The sequence below is a fragment of the Janthinobacterium sp. 64 genome, assembly GCF_002813325.1.
Taxonomy (GTDB): domain Bacteria; phylum Pseudomonadota; class Gammaproteobacteria; order Burkholderiales; family Burkholderiaceae_D; genus Janthinobacterium.
The window spans coordinates 2043347-2060871 of record NZ_PHUG01000001.1 but is presented as its reverse complement, the minus strand read 5'-3'; the positions used below and the strand labels follow the sequence as shown (position 1 = coordinate 2060871).

Here is a 17525-nt window from a genome sequence, read left to right as displayed (position 1 = left end):
TGTCAGTTTTCAGTGGTGCTGGAAGAGGGGGCGTTGAGTAATGCAGCGGCCGCCTCGGGCAGGCCGAGGCCCGCCAGTTTGGCGCGTTGTAAAACGGTCCAATAATATCGGTAGCTGGCGCGGTCATGCAAGCGGCCATTTTGCGCAATCGGTCCCCAGTTGGCGCGCAGCGCCTCATTGAGGATGTTGCTCGCTTCGTTGACTTCGGACAGGCGCGGCGTAAAGGCCTTGATGATGGGCTTGATCTGGTCCGGGTGGATGCTCCACATGCGCGTGTAGCCGAACTCGGCCGTTGCGCGCTGGGCGTCATTCGCCACCACGGCCGAATCGCGCACGTCCGTCGTCACGTTATGCGACGGCACCTTGCCGTGCGCGTGGCAGGCGGCCGCCACTTCCAGCTTGGCGCGCACCACCAGCGGGTGCGTAAACTGGCCCGGCGTGCGCATGGCGGCGGCGGGAATGGCGCCGTAATGGGCCGAAACGAAATCCATGATGCCGAAGGACAGGCATTCGACCTGGGGCAGGGCGGCGATGGCGTAGGCGTCGCGCAGCGCGCCATGCGTCTCGATCAGGATGTGCACGGGCAGGTTGTCGCGGCCGGCGCGGCGCGCGTGCAGGTTGATCAGGTCGATGGCCAGCATGGCATCTTGCACGCCTGCCACCTTGGGCACGGCGATGTAGGCCAGGCGGGCTGCGGCGACGCAGATGATTTCCACGTCGCGCGCGAAAAATGGGCTGTCGACGTCGTGCACGCGCACGCCGATGCGGTTGAACTGGTTCTCGTCGCTGGCCAGCAGGCCGGCAATCATGTGGGCGTGGGACTCTTCATTGCCGGCGCTGGCGCCGTCTTCGCAATCGAACGTGATGTCGAACAGGGGCCCAAGCTCTTGTTGCAAAGCAATCGATTTACGCATCAGCTTTTCAGAGCCGGCGTAGTGGTCGCAAGCGGCGAGCAACAGCGGCTGGCGTTTGCCTTGGAATAAAACCTCGGAAGGGTGCATGCTTAAGGCATTTCTGCAGGTAAAAACTACTTGATAAACAGTCGGGCCGCGCAGGCCGCGCCGCGAATCTCGCGGGGCGGCCTTCTTTGGCGGGCGGCACGTTTGCGCCGCGCCGCCAGAACTGGACTTAGGCCAGCAGGTGTTTCACGCCTTCGCGCTCTTCGGTCAGTTCTTTCAGGGTCAGGTTGATGCGCTCTTGCGAGAATGCATCGATTTCCAGACCTTGAACGATGGTGTACTCGCCGTTGTCGGTGGTGACAGGGAAGCCGAACACGGTGCCTTCAGGGATGCCATACGAGCCATCGGAAGGTACGCCCATGGTGGTCCACTTGCCAGCCGTGCCCAGCATCCAGTCATGGATGTGATCGATGGCGGCGTTCGCTGCCGACGCTGCCGACGACAGGCCGCGCGCTTCGATGATGGCCGCGCCGCGCTTGCCGACGGTTGGCAGGAAAGTGTTGGCGTTCCATTCCTGGTCGTTGATCAGGTCTTTCACAGCCTTGCCGTTGACGGTGGCGAAACGGTAGTCGGCGTACATCGTTGGCGAGTGGTTGCCCCAGACGGTCAGCTTCTCGATATCCTTGACGGCGGTGCCGGTCTTGGCAGCGACTTGCGACAGCGCGCGGTTGTGGTCCAGGCGCAGCATGGCGGTGAAGTTTTTCGCCGGCAGCGATGGTGCCGATTTCATGGCGATGTAGGCGTTGGTGTTGGCAGGGTTGCCGACCACCAGCACTTTGACATTGCGCGAAGCGACGGCGTCGAGCGCCTTGCCTTGCACCGTGAAGATCTGCGCGTTCGCTTCCAGCAGGTCCTTGCGTTCCATGCCTGGGCCGCGTGGACGCGCGCCAACCAGTACGGCCACGTCGACATCCTTGAAGGCGGTCAGCGGATCGGAGTGGGCGGTCATTTCCGTCAGCAGCGGGAAGGCGCAGTCGTCGATTTCCATCATCACGCCCTTGAGCGCCTTCTGGGCTTTTTCGTCCGGGATTTCAAGCAGTTGCAAGATGACAGGCTGGTCTTTGCCGAGCATGTCGCCATTGGCGATGCGGAACAACAGGGCGTAGCCGATCTGGCCGGCGGCGCCGGTCACTGCAACACGCATTGGGGTTTTAGCCATGATGAATCTCCAAAGTGGGAAAGAAAACGGGCTTGAAGCTGGGCTTACGCTTATCCGGAAAAACTATAATGATACCAAAACCGGCACGCGCCACCGAATTGCTGGTGTACGCCGCCGTCACGCTTGTGCTGCACGAGGCCAGAGTGGCTGGCCGACAACATAAAACGCTGGCTCACAAGTTTTATCGAAGGCAGTTTAGGCCTCTGATCTGTATCTGTCAATCATATCTTATGTCTTATATAAGACAGATAACTGCGAGTGTTTTACTGGACGCGGGCAGTGATTTGTGTTGAAATGTCGGACTATGAATTCCGCCTCGTCCAATCTGACCAACAATGCCACTGCTGCAAGCGGGGCGGTCAGTCCGACCGCGGGCGCCCCGGCCACGCCCGCCGCCGCGGCCAGCACGCCCGTCACCGTGGTGGCCAGCGCCAATACCACTACGCCGGCCATGCCCGTCGCCAGCGCTTCGCCGACCTTCAGTCCCCTGTACCAGCAGATCAAGGCGCTCATTACGCAGAGCCTGCAATCGGGCGAGTGGAAGCCGGGCGAACTGATTCCCAGCGAAGTCGAGCTGGCAGGGCGCTTCAAGGTCAGCCAGGGCACGGTGCGCAAGGCCATTGATGAGCTGGCCGCCGAGAACCTCGTCATGCGCCGCCAGGGCAAGGGCACCTTCGTTTCCACGCACCATGAGGCGCGCGCGCATTTCCGCTTCCTGCGCCTGGTGCCGGACGAGGGCGTGCCGCATTATCCCGAAAGTAAATTTATCGAAGTCAAACGCGTGCGCGCACCGGCCGACGTGGCGCGCCTGATGGACCTGAAGTCCGGCGACGCCGTCATCTTCATCAAGCGCGTGCAGTATTTCGACGGCGTGCCGACCATCGTCGAGGAGCTGTGGCTGCCCGGCCTGATCTTCAAGGGGCTGACGGCCGAGCGCCTGGTGGAATACAAGGGCCCCATGTACGGCCTGTTCGAAACGGAATTTGGCACGCGCATGATACGCGCGTCCGAGCAGATCCGCGCCGTGTGCGCCGATGCGGGCGCCGCGCAATTGTTAAATATCGAGCTCGGCACGCCCTTGCTCAGTTCCGAGCGCGTGTCGTTTACCTACGGCGACAAGCCGGTCGAACTGCGCCGCGGCCTGTATCTGACCAGTCGTCATCATTATCAGAATGAACTCAGCTGAAGCGGCGGGGCGCCTGCGGGTGCCCGGAAAAGCAGCAAGGCTGAAGTGCATCGCTTGCAAGATGCCTGCCGCAAGGCGGGCAGCGGAGACAGCAGAAAGCGCAGCTAAAGCATGGCCCGCTCCGGCGGGCCGTGCTTTGCCGGCGATTCTGTAATTAAATTACGTGAACTACGGAAAGTAGCGCGATATTTTGTAGTAAAAAACCATTTTGGTTATATGCAACAATAGATATTGGTGTGGGTTGCGAAAATCGGCGAAAATCGCGGCTTCGCTTCAATATTTAGTTATCAAGGGGAGGTTTTGTTATGTCTGAAGCCGTAAGAGAAGTACCAAAAAAAGAACGGCCGGAATTCCGTAACATTCATGTTACCGAATTGTCGAACTACCGCATGGCCGTCGGCGCCATCGTCTCGATCCTGCATCGCATCAGCGGTTTCATCATGTTCGCCCTGCTGCCCTGCATCCTGTACATGCTGGAACTGAGCTTGCGTTCCGAAATGTCCTACGCTTACTTCCAGGGCATCGCCTCGCACTGGTTCGTCAAGCTGATCACCCTGGGTCTGGTCTGGGCCTTCCTGCACCACTTCTGCGCTGGTATCCGCCACTTGTTCATGGATGTGCACGTTGCCATCGAAAAAGATTCGGCACGCAAGACCGCGACGTCCGTACTGGTCGTGAGCGTGGTGTTGACGGCATTGGTCGCTTTGAAACTGTTTGGAGTATTTTAATGGCAGACAATAACATCGGACCGAAACGCCTCGTCGTCGGTGCCCATTACGGCTTGCGCGACTGGCTGGCGCAACGCGTCACCGCCATCGTCATGGTGGCTTATGTGGCCATCCTGCTGATTTCTTTCTTGACTGGCAGCAACTTCAGCTATGAAGGCTGGGCTGGTCTGTTCGCACAGCAGTGGTTTAAATTGTTCAGCTTGGTGACTTTCGTCGCCCTGTTCTACCACGCATGGGTCGGCGTACGCGACATCTGGATGGACTACGTGAAAAGCGCTGGCCTCCGTCTGACCCTGCAAATTGCCACCATGCTGTGGTTGATCGCTTGTGCCGGCTGGACGGTACAGATACTCTGGAGTGTGTAATCGTGGCAGCATATAAATCTGCAATCCCTACCCGCCGCTTTGATGCGGTCATCGTTGGCGCCGGCGGTTCCGGCATGCGCGCGTCGTTGCAACTGGCTGAAGCCGGTCTGAACGTCGCTGTTTTGTCGAAAGTTTTCCCGACCCGCTCGCACACCGTGGCAGCGCAGGGCGGTATCGGCGCGTCGCTCGGCAACATGGCCGAAGACAACTGGTTCTGGCACATGTTCGACACCGTCAAGGGTGGCGACTATCTGGGCGACCAGGATGCCATCGAATTCATGTGCCGCGAAGCACCGAAAGTCGTGTACGAACTGGAACACTTCGGCATGCCATTCGACCGCAACCCTGACGGTACGATCTATCAGCGTCCGTTCGGCGGCCACACGGCCCACTTCGGCGAAAAGCCGGTGCAGCGCGCTTGCGCCGCAGCCGACCGTACCGGCCACGCCCTGTTGCACACGCTGTACCAGCGCAACGTCCGCGCCCGTACGCACTTCTTCGTCGAGTGGATGGCACTTGACCTGATCCGTGACGCCGAAGGCGACGTGATCGGTGTCGTGGCGCTGGAAATGGAAACCGGCGAATGCATGATCCTGGAAGCAAAAACGACGGTCATGGCAACGGGCGGCGCAGGCCGCATCTTCGCCGCATCGACGAATGCCTTCATCAACACCGGCGACGGCATGGGCATGGCGGCCCGCGCCGGCTTGCCGCTGCAAGACATGGAATTCTGGCAGTTCCACCCGACCGGCGTGGCCGGCGCGGGCGTCTTGATCACCGAAGGCGTGCGCGGCGAAGGCGGCATCCTGATCAATAGCGAAGGCGAACGCTTCATGGAGCGCTATGCGCCGACCCTGAAGGATCTGGCGCCGCGCGACTTCGTCTCGCGTTCGATGGACCAGGAAATCAAGGAAGGCCGCGGCTGCGGTCCGAACAAGGACCACGTGATGCTGGACCTGCGCCATATCGGTGCCGACACCATCGCCAAGCGCCTGCCGTCGATCCTGGAAATCGGCCACAAATTCGCCAACGTCGACGCGACCAAGGAACCGATTCCTGTCGTGCCGACGATTCACTACCAGATGGGCGGCATCCCGACGAACATCCACGGCCAGGTCGTCACCCCGACCGGTCCGGATAATTCGGCGAAAGTCGTCAACGGCCTGTACGCGATCGGCGAATGCGCCTGCGTGTCCGTGCACGGCGCCAACCGCCTGGGCACGAACTCGCTGCTCGACCTGGTGGTCTTCGGCCGCGCGGCTGGTAACCATATCGTCAACAGCGGCCTGAAAGCCAAGGAAAACAAGCCTTTGCCAGCCGATGCCGCCGAATTTGCCATGGGCCGCCTGGCGCGCCTGGAAAACTCGACGGGCACGGAAACCGTGCAGGGCGTGGCGAACGACATCCGCGCAACGATGCAGAAGTACTGCGGCGTGTTCCGTACCGACGAGATGCTGAACAAGGGCGTCGAAGAAATCATGAAGCTCGACGAGCGCCGCAAGCACGTCTCCTTCAAGGATAAATCGATGGTCTTCAACACGGCCCGCGTGGAAGCGCTGGAGCTGGACAATCTGATCGAAACGGCGAAAGCGACCATCGTCTCGGCAGCAGCGCGCAAGGAATCGCGCGGCGCCCATGCCCAGGACGACCACCCGACCCGCGACGACGACAACTGGATGAAGCACACGCTGTGGTATTCGGAAGGCAACCGACTGGAATACAAGCCAGTCGTGACCAAGCCTTTGACGGTTGATACCTTCAAACCGAAACCACGTACTTTCTAAGGCTATACCATGGCACGCACTCTTAAATTCAAAATCTACCGCTACGATCCTGACCAGGATGCCAAGCCGTACATGCAAGACCTGACGGTCGAACTGAAAGACACCGACAAGATGCTGCTCGATGCACTGCAGCGCATCAAGGCGGACGTCGATGACTCGCTGGCCCTGCGCCGCTCGTGCCGCGAAGGCGTGTGCGGTTCGGACGCGATGAACATCAACGGCAAGAACGGCCTGGCATGCACGACCAACCTGAACGAACTGTCGGAGCCTATCGTGCTGCGTCCGTTGCCAGGTTTGCCGGTCATCCGCGACCTGATCGTCGACATGACGCAATTTTTCAAGCAGTACGATTCGATCAAGCCGTTCCTGATCAACGATTCGATCCCGCCTGAAAAAGAACGCCTGCAGTCGCCGGAACAGCGCGAAGAACTCGATGGCCTGTACGAGTGCATCCTGTGCGCATGCTGCTCCACGTCGTGCCCGTCGTTCTGGTGGAATCCGGACAAATTCGTCGGCCCGGCCGGCCTGCTGCAAGCCTACCGCTTCATCGCCGATTCGCGCGACGAAGCCACCGGCGCGCGTCTGGACAACCTGGAAGACCCGTACCGCCTGTTCCGCTGCCATTCGATCATGAACTGCGTCGACGTCTGCCCGAAAGGCTTGAACCCGAACAAGGCGATCGGCAAGATCAAGGAATTGATGGTCCGCCGCGCGATCTGATTCGTCTGATCGCATCCGCCGGGCGCCGTTTGCGGGAAGAGGGTATCCTCTCTTGCCTGCAGGCGGCGCCTGCAAAGCAGCACCGTGCCGCAAGGCACACGTAAAGTGGTAAACCAAATGACAGAATCAATTTTGTCCTCGCATCAGGCCGACCCGGCCAACCGCGCCCGCCTGCGCTGGCGTTCACGCCGTGGCCTGCTGGAAAACGACATTATCCTGACCCGTTTTCTCGATGCGTATGAAACCGAATTGACCGATGAAGAAGTTGACGCGCTGACGCGTTTGCTGGATTTATCGGACAATGCGTTAATGGATCTGGTACTGGCCCGTAAAGAGCCGGAAGGCGAAGTCGATCTGCCGCATGTGCGCGCACTGCTGCAACGACTGCGCATTGCCTAGACGCCTGGGCGATATATTGCAAACGGTGCGAGTGGCGCGCTGTAGCACTGCCGAATGCGGTGCGAATTGCAGCCAGAATTTTTGATTTTAATTTCGACTCACTCCCGAGAAGGAAGAGCCCATGAATATCTCTGACACAAAAGCTACCCTGTCGTTCTCCGATGGCAGCCCATCGCTTGAATTTCCAATCTACAAAGGCACGGTTGGCCCGGACGTCATCGACATCCGCAAACTGTACGCCGGTAGCGGCAAGTTCACCTACGACCCAGGCTTTATGTCGACGGCCGCCTGCAACTCGTCGATTACCTACATCGACGGCGACAAGGGCGAGCTGCTGTACCGCGGTTACCCGATCGAACAGTTGGCCGTCAACGCCGACTTCATGGAATCGTGCTACCTGCTGCTGAACGGCGAACTGCCGAACGCGGCGCAGAAAGCCAAGTTCGTCGACACAGTCACCAAGCACACGATGGTGCACGAACAGATGCAATTCTTCTTCCGTGGCTTCCGCCGCGACGCGCATCCGATGTCCGTCCTGGTGGGCACCGTTGGCGCGCTGGCATCGTTCTACCATGACTCGCTCGACATCAACGACCCGCGTCACCGCGAAGTGTCGGCCATCCGCCTGATCGCCAAGATGCCAACCCTGGTCGCCATGACCTACAAGTACTCGGTCGGCCAGCCGTTCGTGTACCCACGCAACGACCTGTCGTACAGCGCCAACTTCATGCACATGATGTTCGCCAACCCGTGCGAAGAGTACAAGGTCAACGACGTGCTGGTGCGCGCCCTGGACCGCATCCTGATCCTGCACGCGGACCACGAGCAAAACGCATCGACATCGACCGTCCGTCTGGCCGGTTCGTCGGGCGCCAATCCGTTCGCCTGTATCGCTGCCGGTATCGCCTGCCTGTGGGGCCCTGCCCACGGCGGCGCCAACGAAGCGGCATTGAACATGCTGAAAGAAATCGGCACCGTCGAGAACATCCCTGCCTTTATCGAGCAAGTCAAGGACAAGAACTCCGGCGTCAAGCTGATGGGCTTTGGCCACCGCGTGTACAAGAACTTCGATCCACGCGCCAAGCTGATGCGTGAAACCTGCTACGAAGTGCTGCAAGAACTGGGTCTGCAAGACGACCCGCTGTTCAAGCTGGCGATGGAACTGGAAAAGATTGCACTGAACGACGAGTACTTCGTGTCGCGCAAACTGTACCCGAACGTCGACTTCTACTCGGGCATCGTGCAATCGGCGCTGGGCATCCCTGTGTCGCTGTTCACCGGTATCTTCGCTATGGCCCGTACGATCGGCTGGATCGCCCAGTGGAACGAAATGATCGCCGACCCAGAGCAAAAAATCGGCCGTCCGCGCCAGCTGTTCGTCGGTTCGACCACGCGCGAAGTACTGCCACTGGACAAGCGTTAATCCAGAGCGGTATCGAGCAAACAAAAAACGGGCTTCGGCCCGTTTTTTTATGCCGGGCTGTTATGCTCGGACCCTGGTTCAACAGGAAGTACAACGCGATGAATGAAGACACCTGCGCCCCCGGCGGCGTGGCCCTGGCCGATACGGCATTTGGCTACACCTTGTCGCTGATCGGCGGCAAATACAAGATGCTGATCCTGTATGCGCTGGCGGAAAACACCGTGCTGCGGCATAACGAGCTCAAGCGCCATCTCGGCGGGATCGCCTTCAAGACCCTCAGCGTCGTGCTGAAGGAGCTGGAGGCCGATGCGCTGATCGTCCGCAAGGAATACCCGCAAGTGCCGCCCAAGGTGGAGTATTCGCTCTCAGGCAAGGGCGCCTCGCTGATCCCCGTGCTGCATACCTTGTGCGCGTGGGGCGAACGGCACCAGCCAGCCTGACCCGGATGCGCCTGCCCGAAGGGGTTTGCACGGCCAAGTGACTTACTTTTCTTCCTGTATGGGCAGTCAATGTGCGTACTTGTAAAAACTACTCACAATCACTATGCTGCTTTTGCCTCTGCAGGCGCGCCGCCACATGCTGCGCGCCACGGGGCAGGGTACCGGCTTGCCTGCTTTTTTGTGGGCGCGGGGCCGGTGCATCCATCCATTTTCAGGAAAGCAGCATGTTGAAAACCCTCGTTATCGTCTTCCATCCCTCGATCGCCACGTCGGTGGCCAACAAGCGCTGGCTGCAGGAGCTGGCGCAGTATCCTGACCGCTACACCATCCACGACGTGCATCAGGCTTACCCTGAGGGCGTCATCGACGTGGCGCGCGAACAGGCGCTGGTGGAGGCGCACGCCAATGTGGTCCTGCAATTTCCCATGTACTGGTTCAACTGCCCGCCCTTGATGAAGCAGTGGCTCGATGACGTGCTGGCGTATGGCTGGGCCTATGGCACGGGCGGCGATGCCTTCAAAGGGAGAAAAGTGGCGCTGGCCGTCACGGCCGGCATCCGCGAGGACGATTTCACGCCGGCAGGCAAGTGGAAAGTCACCCTGGCGCAGTTGCTGGCGCCGTTCGATGTGACGCTGGCGTACATCGGCGCCGACAACCGCCGCTTCTTTGCCTTCTATGGCACGGAAGACGGGCCGAAGGAAGCAGGCTATGCGGAGCGACTGGCGCGCAGCGCGCAAGCGTATGAGCGCTTTCTGGCCGCGCTGTAGGGCAGTGCGGCCAGCTGCAGTTCAATGCCGCTGGCCGGTCGTGGCGATGGTGTGCGCTAACTGCGCCGCATCGGAACGGTTGCCCGGGTGCGGGAGGGCCGGGTAGCGCATGCAAACATATTATTTGTCGTTGCATGGATCCTTTCGACCCGGCGCGGCAAATAGGGTAGATTGCATATTTAGTTGCATGAATCGGATGAATCAAGGGAGTAGCGCATGGACCGCATCACCGCCGCACAAGTATTCGTCGCCATCGCCGAGCGCGGCAGCATGGTGGCTGCCAGCGAGGCGCTCGATATGTCGCGTGCCATGGTGACGCGCTACCTGGCCGAGATGGAAGAGTGGGCGGGGGCGCGCCTGTTGCATCGCACCACGCGCCGGCTGAGCCTGACGGATGCGGGTGACGCCACCCTGGCGCGCTGCCGGCAGATGCTGGAAGTGGCCGGCGCCATGGCCGTCGCCGCGCCGGAAGGCGCCGATACGCCGCACGGCTTGCTGCGCATCACCTGCTCGCAGTCGCTGGCGCAGACGGCGCTCGCTGGCGCAGTGACCGCTTACCTGCGGCGCTACCCGCGCGCCGCCGTTGACCTGCAGATGGAGAACCGCGCCGTCAACCTGGTGGAGCAGCGCATCGACCTGGCGATCCGCATCACGAACGCGCTGGAGCCGAACCTGATCGCGCGCCAGCTGGCCAGTTGCGTCTCGGTGGTGTGCGCTGCACCATCGTATCTGGCGGCGCACGGTACGCCGCGCCGGGCGCAAGACCTGGCCCTGCACAACTGCCTGACCTATACGTATTTCGGCAAGAGCCTGTGGCAGTTCACGCACGACGGGGAAGCACTCACTGTTCCCGTCAGCGGCCGCCTGTCGGCGAATGAATCGCTGGTGCTGCTGGTGGCGACGGTGGCGGGGGCGGGCATCGCCATGCAGCCGCGCTTTTCGGCCGCGCCGCTGATCGCCAGCGGGCAGCTGGTGGAGTTGCTGCCCGCGTACCAGCCGCAGGACATGGGCATCTATGGCGTCTATACCTCGCGCCAGCACATGTCGCCGCTGCTGCGCACCATGCTCGACTTCCTGGTGGACTGGTTTGCCGGCGATCCTGCTTGGCTGGCGGCCATCGCGGCGCCGCCGTCACCTGGCAGACCAGTCGGGCGCAAGCGGCACGCCGGCGCGGGTGTGAAAGTGCCGTAAGCGCAACAGTAACAGGCTGGCAAGCCCGGGAAAATCAGCCACCCGGCTTACATTTGCTTGCCAAATAAATTCAACTAGTCGTTGTTGCGTTACAATACCGCGTGCTATTCTAAATGACGGTATGCAGAATGCTGGCGCAATAAAAAAGCCCTTCCCCACAACTTGATGTGCAATCCGCTAACCGGTCAGGCCGTGTCGCGGAAGGTTAGATTAACCCGCTAATTCCTCGCGAAACGCGAAGAAAGGTGAGCAATATGATGCAACAATTTACGTCCAACTCCTACCTGTTCGGTGGGAATGCTCCGTACGTGGAAGATCTGTACGAAGCGTATCTCAATAACCCAGGTTCGGTGCCGGACAACTGGCGCGCCTATTTCGACGCCATGCAGCACGTGCCTGCCGTCGATGGCAGCAACAAGCCTGACGTGGCGCATGCCTCCGTCGTCGCCTCGTTCGCCGAGCGCGCAAAAGCAGGTCCGATCCGCACAGTGACCGCTTCCTTCGATGCTGAAATGGGCCGCAAGCGTGTTGCTGCAACGCAACTGATCGCCGCTTACCGCTACCTCGGTTCGCACTGGGCCAATCTGGATCCGCTGCAACGCCAGGAACGCCCGATGATCCCGGAACTGGAGCCGAGCTTCTACGGTTTCACCGACGCGGACATGGACACCGTGTTTAACATCAGCAATACCTATTTTGGCCCCGAGACCGCCACCCTGCGCGATCTGCTCAACTATCTGCGCGACACCTACACGCGTTCGATCGGCGCCGAATTCATGTACATCTCCGACCCGGCCGAAAAGCGCTGGCTGCAAGAGAAACTGGAATCGATCCGCTCCACCCCGAATTTCACCCCAGAGAAAAAAATCCACATCCTCGACCGCCTGACCGCGGCTGAAGGCCTGGAACGCTATCTGCACACCCGTTACGTGGGCCAGAAGCGCTTCTCCCTGGAAGGCGGCGAAACCTTCATCGCCTCGATGGATGAAACCATCCAGCGCGCCGGCGAAAAAGGCGTGCAGGAAATCGTCATCGGCATGGCCCACCGCGGCCGCCTGAACGTGCTGGTCAACACGCTGGGCAAGGCGCCACAGGAACTGTTCGAAGAATTCGAAGGCAAGCATGGCGACGACCTGCCTGCCGGCGACGTGAAGTACCATCAAGGCTTCTCGTCGGACATCTCCACCGCGGGCGGCCCGGTCCACCTGTCGCTGGCGTTCAACCCGTCGCACCTGGAAATCGTCAACCCTGTGGTCGAAGGTTCCGTCAAGGCCCGCATGGATCGCCGCGGCGACGCGCAGGGCGCGCAAGTGCTGCCTATCCTGGTGCACGGCGATGCCGCTTTCGCCGGCCAGGGCGTGGTCATGGAAACGCTGAATCTGGCGCAAACCCGTGGCTACCATACGGGCGGCACGGTGCATATCGTGATCAACAACCAGATCGGTTTCACCACCTCGGATCCGCGCGATGCCCGCTCGACCCTGTACTGCTCGGACGTCGTCAAGATGATCGAAGCACCGGTCCTGCACATCAACGCCGATGATCCGGAAGCCGTGGTGCTGGCGACGCAGATCGCGCTCGACTACCGCATGGAATTCAAGAAGGACATCGTCCTCGACATCATCTGCTACCGTAAACTTGGCCACAACGAGCAAGATACGCCGGCACTGACGCAGCCGCTGATGTACAAGAAGATCGGCCAGCATCCAGGCACCCGCAAGCTGTACGCGGACAAGCTGGTAGCGCAAGGCGTGATCCCTGCCGATGGCGGCGACAAGATGGTGGCCGCTTTCCGCGACGCCATGGACGCCGGCAAGCACACCGTCGATCCGGTCATCTCGAACTTCAAGAACAAGTACGCCGTCGACTGGCTGCCGTTCCTGAACAAGAAATGGACCGATTCGGCCGACACCGCCGTGCCGATGACGGAACTGAAACGCCTGGCCACCCGCATCACCACCGTGCCGGAAGACTTCAAGGTCCATTCGCTGGTTGAAAAAGTACTGGGCGACCGTGGCACCATGGGCCGTGGCGAAATGAACCTGGACTGGGGCATGGGCGAACACCTGGCCTACGCTTCGCTGGTATCGTCCGGCTACGCCATCCGCCTGACGGGCCAGGATGCCGGCCGCGGCACCTTCGTGCACCGCCACGCCGTGCTGCACGATCAAAACCGCGAGCGTTGGGATGCCGGTACCTACATTCCGCTGCAAAACGTGTCGGACAACCAGGCGCCGTTCACCGTCATCGACTCGGTGCTGTCCGAAGAAGCCGTACTGGCCTTCGAATACGGCTACTCGACCGCTGAACCGAACACGCTGACGATCTGGGAAGCCCAGTTTGGTGACTTCGCCAACGGCGCGCAAGTGGTGATCGACCAATTCATCAGCTCCGGCGAAGTGAAATGGGGCCGCGCTTCTGGCCTGGTCATGATGCTGCCGCACGGTTACGAAGGCCAGGGCCCTGAGCACTCGTCCGCGCGTCCAGAGCGTTTCCTGCAACTGTGCGCAGACAACAACATGCAAGTGGTGCAACCGACGACGGCTGCGCAGATCTTCCATTTGCTGCGCCGCCAGATGGTGCGCCAGTTCCGCAAGCCGCTGGTCATCCTGACGCCGAAGTCGTTGTTGCGCAACAAGGATGCCGGTTCGCCGCTGACCGACCTGTCCAAGGGTGGTTTCCAGACCGTCATCGGCGAAGTCGACGACAAAATCGATGCCAAGAAAGTCAAGCGCGTCGTCGCCTGCTCGGGCAAGGTCTATTACGACCTGGTCAACGCACGCAAGACCCGTGGCCAGACCGACACGGCCATCGTGCGCCTGGAACAGCTGTATCCGTTCCCGCACAAGTCGTTCGCTGCTGAACTGAAGAAGTTCCCGAACCTGGTCGAAGTCGTCTGGGCGCAGGACGAGCCGCAAAACCAGGGCGCCTGGTTCCAGATCCAGCACAACATCTTCGAAGGCCTGGAATCGGGTCAGCGTCTGGCTTACGCCGGCCGTCCTGCTTCGGCGTCGCCTGCTGTCGGTTACTATGACAAGCACTACGCCCAGCAAAAAGATCTGCTGGAAACGGCATTCTCGAAGCTGAAGGGTTTTATCCTGACCAAGTAAGCGGCAGGATAAGGGCGCCATGCACATGCATGGCGCCTGCTTGCATACATCATGACGGAGCGCCGCCCTTGCTACGCAGGGGCGGCGCCGCAATAACAAAATAAACGGAGTTTTACATGGCACAAATCGAAGTCAAAGTTCCCCAGTTGTCGGAATCGGTTGCAGAAGCGACCCTGCTGGCATGGCACAAGAAAGTCGGCGAAGCAGTTGCGCGCGACGAAAACATGATCGATATCGAAACCGACAAAGTCGTGCTGGAACTGCCGGCGCCTGCCGCTGGCGTGATCGTGCAAATCATCAAGGCTGACGGCGCCACCGTCGTTGCCGGCGAAGTCATCGCCATCATCGACACCGACGGCTCGGCCAAGGTCAGCCCGATGGAAGTGTCGGCCGTGCCTGCACCAGCCCTGGCTGCCGCCGCGCAAGACACCGCTAACGCGTCGGCGCCTGCCGCTGCGACCAAAGGCGATGTCGCCATGCCTGCCGCTGCCAAGATCCTGTCCGAAAAAGGCCTGTCCGCTGGCGACGTCGCCGGTTCGGGCAAAGACGGCCGCGTGACCAAGGGCGACGCCCTGGCCGCTTCCGCCAAGCCAGCTGTCGCGCCTCTGGCGCCAGCCGCCGCCAAGCCAGCGTTGCAGCAAGTTGCCACGCCATCGGCAGCCAGCCTGGGCGACCGCCCTGAAGAGCGCGTGCCGATGAGCCGCCTGCGCGCACGTATCGCCGAGCGCCTGCTGCAATCGCAATCGACGAACGCCATCCTGACCACGTTCAATGAAGTGAACATGCAGCCGGTCATCGATCTGCGCAACAAGTACAAGGACAAGTTCGAGAAAGAGCACGGCGTCAAGCTGGGCTTCATGTCCTTCTTCGTCAAGGCCGCCGTCGCCGCGCTGAAAAAGTACCCGATCATCAATGCCTCCGTTGACGGCAACGACATCCTGTACCACGGCTACTTCGACATCGGCATCGCTGTCGGTTCGCCGCGCGGCCTGGTCGTGCCTATCATCCGCAACGCGGACCAGCTGTCGATCGCCGACATCGAGAAAAAAATCGGTGAATTCGGCGCGAAAGCCAAGGAAGGCAAGCTGACCCTGGACGACCTGACGGGCGGCACGTTCTCGATCTCGAACGGCGGCACCTTCGGCTCCATGCTGTCGACCCCGATCATCAACCCGCCACAATCGGCCATCCTGGGCGTGCATGCGACCAAGGACCGCGCTGTTGTCGAAAACGGCCAGATCGTGGTACGTCCGATGAACTACCTGGCCATGTCCTACGACCACCGCATCATCGACGGCCGCGAAGCCGTCCTGGGCCTGGTGGCGATGAAAGAAGCGCTGGAAGATCCTGCACGCCTGCTGCTGGACCTGTAAGCACCGTAGTCCCCCGGCGTCGCCGCCGGGGCAATGTAGCTGATACCCCTTGCCAGAAGACGCAGCTGGCTGATCTCAATGAAAGAGGATTCTATGAACATCTCTGAAGAAATCAAGCGTCTGCACGAGTTGCACCTGGCGGGCGCCCTGAGCGACGCGGAATTCGCGCAAGCGAAAGCCAAGCTCCTGAGCAATATCAACCTGGACAAATCTGAGAGTCCCTCCGACTCCGGCCCGTCGAACGCATCGAACGACCTGGTGCAGGAATTCAACCGCCTGCGCCGTTCGCGCAACGACCGCTGGCTCGGTGGCGTCTGCGGCGGCCTGGGCCGCGCTTCCGGCATGGAAGCGTGGATCTGGCGCCTCGTCTTCGTCCTGTTTACATTGACCTTCGGCTTCGGCGTGGTGATTTACCTTCTATTGTGGATTTTCGTACCAGACGAAGAGATTGGAATAACAAAACATGAGTACTAAACAATTTGACGTAGTGGTCATCGGTGCGGGCCCTGGCGGCTACATCGCCGCCATCCGCGCAGCGCAGCTGGGCTTTTCCGTCGCGTGCGTCGACGAGTGGTCGAACGCCAAGGGCGGCGCCGCGCCTGGCGGTACCTGCACCAACGTCGGCTGCATCCCGTCGAAAGCGCTGCTGCAATCGTCCGAGCATTTCGAACACGCGGGCCACAGCTTCGCCGAGCACGGCATCGACGTCGCCGGCCTGAAGCTGAACCTGGGCCAGATGCTCAAGCGCAAAGACACCGTCGTCAAGCAAAACAACGACGGCATCCTGTACCTGTTCAAGAAGAACAAGATCGCCTTCTTCCACGGCCGCGCCGCTTTCGCCGCCGCCGCCGCTGGCGCGTATGAGATCAGCGTGACGGGCGCAGCCAACGAAACCTTGACGGCCAAGCACGTGGTCATCGCCACGGGTTCGAACGCGCGCGAACTGCCGGGCGCACCATTCGACGAGAAACTGATCCTGTCGAACACGGGCGCACTGGCCATCGACGCCGTACCAGCCAAGCTGGGCGTCATCGGCGCCGGCGTGATCGGCCTGGAAATGGGCAGCGTATGGCGCCGCCTGGGTGCTGACGTCACCGTGCTCGAAGGCCTGCCGGTCTTCCTGGGCGCCGTCGACGAGCAGATCGCCAAGGAAGCGTCGAAGCTGTTCATCAAGCAAGGCTTGAAGATCAACCTCGGTTGCAAGATCGGCGCCATCACGCCAGGCAAGAAAGACGTCACCGTGGAATTCGTGGACGCCAAGGGCGAAGCGCAAAAAGCCGTGTTCGACAAGCTGATCATCTCGATCGGCCGTACGCCGAACACGAATGGCCTGGGCGCCGATAAAGTCGGCCTGCAGCTGGACGAACGCGGCTTCATCGCCGTTGACGGCGACTGCAAGACCAACCTGCCGAACGTGTGGGCAGTGGGCGACGTCGTGCGCGGCCCGATGCTGGCGCACAAGGCCGAAGAAGAAGGCGTTGCCGTGGCCGAGCGTATCGCCGGCCAGCATGGCCACACCAACTTCAACACGATTCCGTGGGTGATCTACACCTCGCCGGAAATCGCGTGGGTCGGCAAGACCGAGCAAACCCTGAAGGCCGAAGGCATCGCCTACAAGGCCGGCACCTTCCCGTTCATGGCCAATGGCCGTGCGCGCGCGCTGGGCGACACTTCGGGCATGGTGAAATTCCTGGCCGATGCGACCACCGATGAAATCCTCGGCGTGCACATCGTCGGCCCGATGGCCTCCGAACTGATTTCCGAAGCCGTCGTGGCGATGGAATTCAAGGCCTCGGCCGAAGACATCGCGCGCATCTGCCACGCCCACCCATCGCTGTCGGAAGCGACCAAGGAAGCGGCACTGGCGGTTGACAAGCGTACGTTGAACTTTTAATTGTAGTTAGTCCTGCAGGGGCGCTCG

At 60.8% G+C, this 17525-nt stretch carries 16 protein-coding genes; 14 read left to right on the top strand and 2 right to left on the bottom strand.

Annotation, left to right across the window (positions count from 1 at the left end; all coding sequences use genetic code 11):
- Positions 1-2: 2 nt before the first annotated feature.
- Together CLU91_RS09115 and CLU91_RS09110 are read right to left on the bottom strand one after the other, a co-directional pair.
- Positions 3-1001, bottom strand: a complete 999-nt coding sequence (locus tag CLU91_RS09115) for an HpcH/HpaI aldolase/citrate lyase family protein (RefSeq protein WP_100873893.1) — start codon at positions 999-1001, stop codon at positions 3-5.
- Positions 1002-1128: 127 nt separating this feature from the next.
- Positions 1129-2118 (bottom strand): malate dehydrogenase, encoded by a 990-nt coding sequence (locus CLU91_RS09110; protein WP_034789110.1) that lies wholly within the window; start codon positions 2116-2118, stop codon positions 1129-1131.
- 304 nt (positions 2119-2422) lie between these two features.
- Between CLU91_RS09110 and CLU91_RS09105 the strand changes: the two genes are divergently transcribed.
- The 14 genes from CLU91_RS09105 to lpdA all read left to right on the top strand — a co-directional run bounded on the left by CLU91_RS09105 (position 2423) and on the right by lpdA (position 17498).
- Entirely contained in the window at positions 2423-3304 is an 882-nt protein-coding gene (locus tag CLU91_RS09105) for a GntR family transcriptional regulator (protein ID WP_100873892.1), read from the top strand.
- Positions 3305-3609: 305 nt separating this feature from the next.
- Complete coding sequence (gene sdhC / locus CLU91_RS09100) at positions 3610-4032, top strand: succinate dehydrogenase, cytochrome b556 subunit (RefSeq protein ID WP_100873891.1); 423 nt, start codon at positions 3610-3612, stop codon at positions 4030-4032.
- Positions 4032-4397, top strand: a complete 366-nt coding sequence (gene sdhD, locus CLU91_RS09095; RefSeq protein WP_034752078.1) for a succinate dehydrogenase, hydrophobic membrane anchor protein — start codon at positions 4032-4034, stop codon at positions 4395-4397. Before sdhC ends, sdhD begins: the two co-directional genes overlap by 1 nt.
- Positions 4398-4399: 2 nt before the next feature.
- Positions 4400-6181, top strand: coding sequence for a succinate dehydrogenase flavoprotein subunit (gene sdhA / locus CLU91_RS09090; RefSeq protein ID WP_100873890.1), 1782 nt, complete (start codon positions 4400-4402; stop codon positions 6179-6181).
- A 9-nt stretch (positions 6182-6190) separates the two neighbouring features.
- Complete coding sequence (locus CLU91_RS09085) at positions 6191-6901, top strand: succinate dehydrogenase iron-sulfur subunit (RefSeq protein ID WP_034752075.1); 711 nt, start codon at positions 6191-6193, stop codon at positions 6899-6901.
- A 117-nt stretch (positions 6902-7018) separates the two neighbouring features.
- Entirely contained in the window at positions 7019-7300 is a 282-nt protein-coding gene (locus tag CLU91_RS09080) for an FAD assembly factor SdhE (protein ID WP_034752073.1), read from the top strand.
- Between the two features lie 121 nt (positions 7301-7421).
- Complete coding sequence (gene gltA / locus CLU91_RS09075) at positions 7422-8723, top strand: citrate synthase (RefSeq protein ID WP_035820759.1); 1302 nt, start codon at positions 7422-7424, stop codon at positions 8721-8723.
- A 98-nt stretch (positions 8724-8821) separates the two neighbouring features.
- Positions 8822-9163, top strand: coding sequence for a winged helix-turn-helix transcriptional regulator (locus tag CLU91_RS09070; RefSeq protein WP_100873889.1), 342 nt, complete (start codon positions 8822-8824; stop codon positions 9161-9163).
- A gap of 224 nt (positions 9164-9387) precedes the next feature.
- Positions 9388-9930 (top strand): NAD(P)H-dependent oxidoreductase, encoded by a 543-nt coding sequence (locus CLU91_RS09065; protein WP_100873888.1) that lies wholly within the window; start codon positions 9388-9390, stop codon positions 9928-9930.
- Between the two features lie 216 nt (positions 9931-10146).
- Positions 10147-11121 carry a LysR family transcriptional regulator gene (locus tag CLU91_RS09060; protein ID WP_100873887.1) on the top strand — a complete coding sequence of 325 codons (975 nt, stop codon included), beginning with the start codon at positions 10147-10149 and terminating at the stop codon, positions 11119-11121.
- A 254-nt stretch (positions 11122-11375) separates the two neighbouring features.
- Entirely contained in the window at positions 11376-14231 is a 2856-nt protein-coding gene (locus tag CLU91_RS09055) for a 2-oxoglutarate dehydrogenase E1 component (RefSeq protein WP_100873886.1), read from the top strand.
- 116 nt (positions 14232-14347) lie between these two features.
- A complete protein-coding gene (gene odhB, locus CLU91_RS09050; RefSeq protein ID WP_100873885.1) occupies positions 14348-15604 on the top strand; it encodes a 2-oxoglutarate dehydrogenase complex dihydrolipoyllysine-residue succinyltransferase in 1257 nt (418 codons plus the stop codon).
- Positions 15605-15697: 93 nt separating this feature from the next.
- Positions 15698-16078 (top strand): PspC domain-containing protein, encoded by a 381-nt coding sequence (locus tag CLU91_RS09045; RefSeq protein ID WP_100873884.1) that lies wholly within the window; start codon positions 15698-15700, stop codon positions 16076-16078.
- Entirely contained in the window at positions 16068-17498 is a 1431-nt protein-coding gene (gene lpdA, locus CLU91_RS09040) for a dihydrolipoyl dehydrogenase (protein WP_100873883.1), read from the top strand. The genes CLU91_RS09045 and lpdA overlap by 11 nt, the downstream gene beginning before the upstream one ends.
- Positions 17499-17525 lie beyond the last annotated feature (27 nt).

What these genes read in the sequence shown, in the direction of transcription:
- CLU91_RS09115 (WP_100873893.1), bottom strand. Translation starts at nt 1,001, where the DNA reads ATGCACCCTTCCGAGGTTTTATTCCAAGGCAAACGCCAGCCGCTGTTG.
- CLU91_RS09110 (WP_034789110.1), bottom strand. Translation starts at nt 2,118, where the DNA reads ATGGCTAAAACCCCAATGCGTGTTGCAGTGACCGGCGCCGCCGGCCAG.
- CLU91_RS09105 (WP_100873892.1), top strand. Translation starts at nt 2,423, where the DNA reads ATGAATTCCGCCTCGTCCAATCTGACCAACAATGCCACTGCTGCAAGC.
- sdhC (WP_100873891.1), top strand. Translation starts at nt 3,610, where the DNA reads ATGTCTGAAGCCGTAAGAGAAGTACCAAAAAAAGAACGGCCGGAATTC.
- sdhD (WP_034752078.1), top strand. Translation starts at nt 4,032, where the DNA reads ATGGCAGACAATAACATCGGACCGAAACGCCTCGTCGTCGGTGCCCAT.
- CLU91_RS09085 (WP_034752075.1), top strand. Translation starts at nt 6,191, where the DNA reads ATGGCACGCACTCTTAAATTCAAAATCTACCGCTACGATCCTGACCAG.
- CLU91_RS09080 (WP_034752073.1), top strand. Translation starts at nt 7,019, where the DNA reads ATGACAGAATCAATTTTGTCCTCGCATCAGGCCGACCCGGCCAACCGC.
- gltA (WP_035820759.1), top strand. Translation starts at nt 7,422, where the DNA reads ATGAATATCTCTGACACAAAAGCTACCCTGTCGTTCTCCGATGGCAGC.
- CLU91_RS09070 (WP_100873889.1), top strand. Translation starts at nt 8,822, where the DNA reads ATGAATGAAGACACCTGCGCCCCCGGCGGCGTGGCCCTGGCCGATACG.
- CLU91_RS09065 (WP_100873888.1), top strand. Translation starts at nt 9,388, where the DNA reads ATGTTGAAAACCCTCGTTATCGTCTTCCATCCCTCGATCGCCACGTCG.
- CLU91_RS09060 (WP_100873887.1), top strand. Translation starts at nt 10,147, where the DNA reads ATGGACCGCATCACCGCCGCACAAGTATTCGTCGCCATCGCCGAGCGC.
- CLU91_RS09055 (WP_100873886.1), top strand. Translation starts at nt 11,376, where the DNA reads ATGATGCAACAATTTACGTCCAACTCCTACCTGTTCGGTGGGAATGCT.
- odhB (WP_100873885.1), top strand. Translation starts at nt 14,348, where the DNA reads ATGGCACAAATCGAAGTCAAAGTTCCCCAGTTGTCGGAATCGGTTGCA.
- CLU91_RS09045 (WP_100873884.1), top strand. Translation starts at nt 15,698, where the DNA reads ATGAACATCTCTGAAGAAATCAAGCGTCTGCACGAGTTGCACCTGGCG.
- lpdA (WP_100873883.1), top strand. Translation starts at nt 16,068, where the DNA reads ATGAGTACTAAACAATTTGACGTAGTGGTCATCGGTGCGGGCCCTGGC.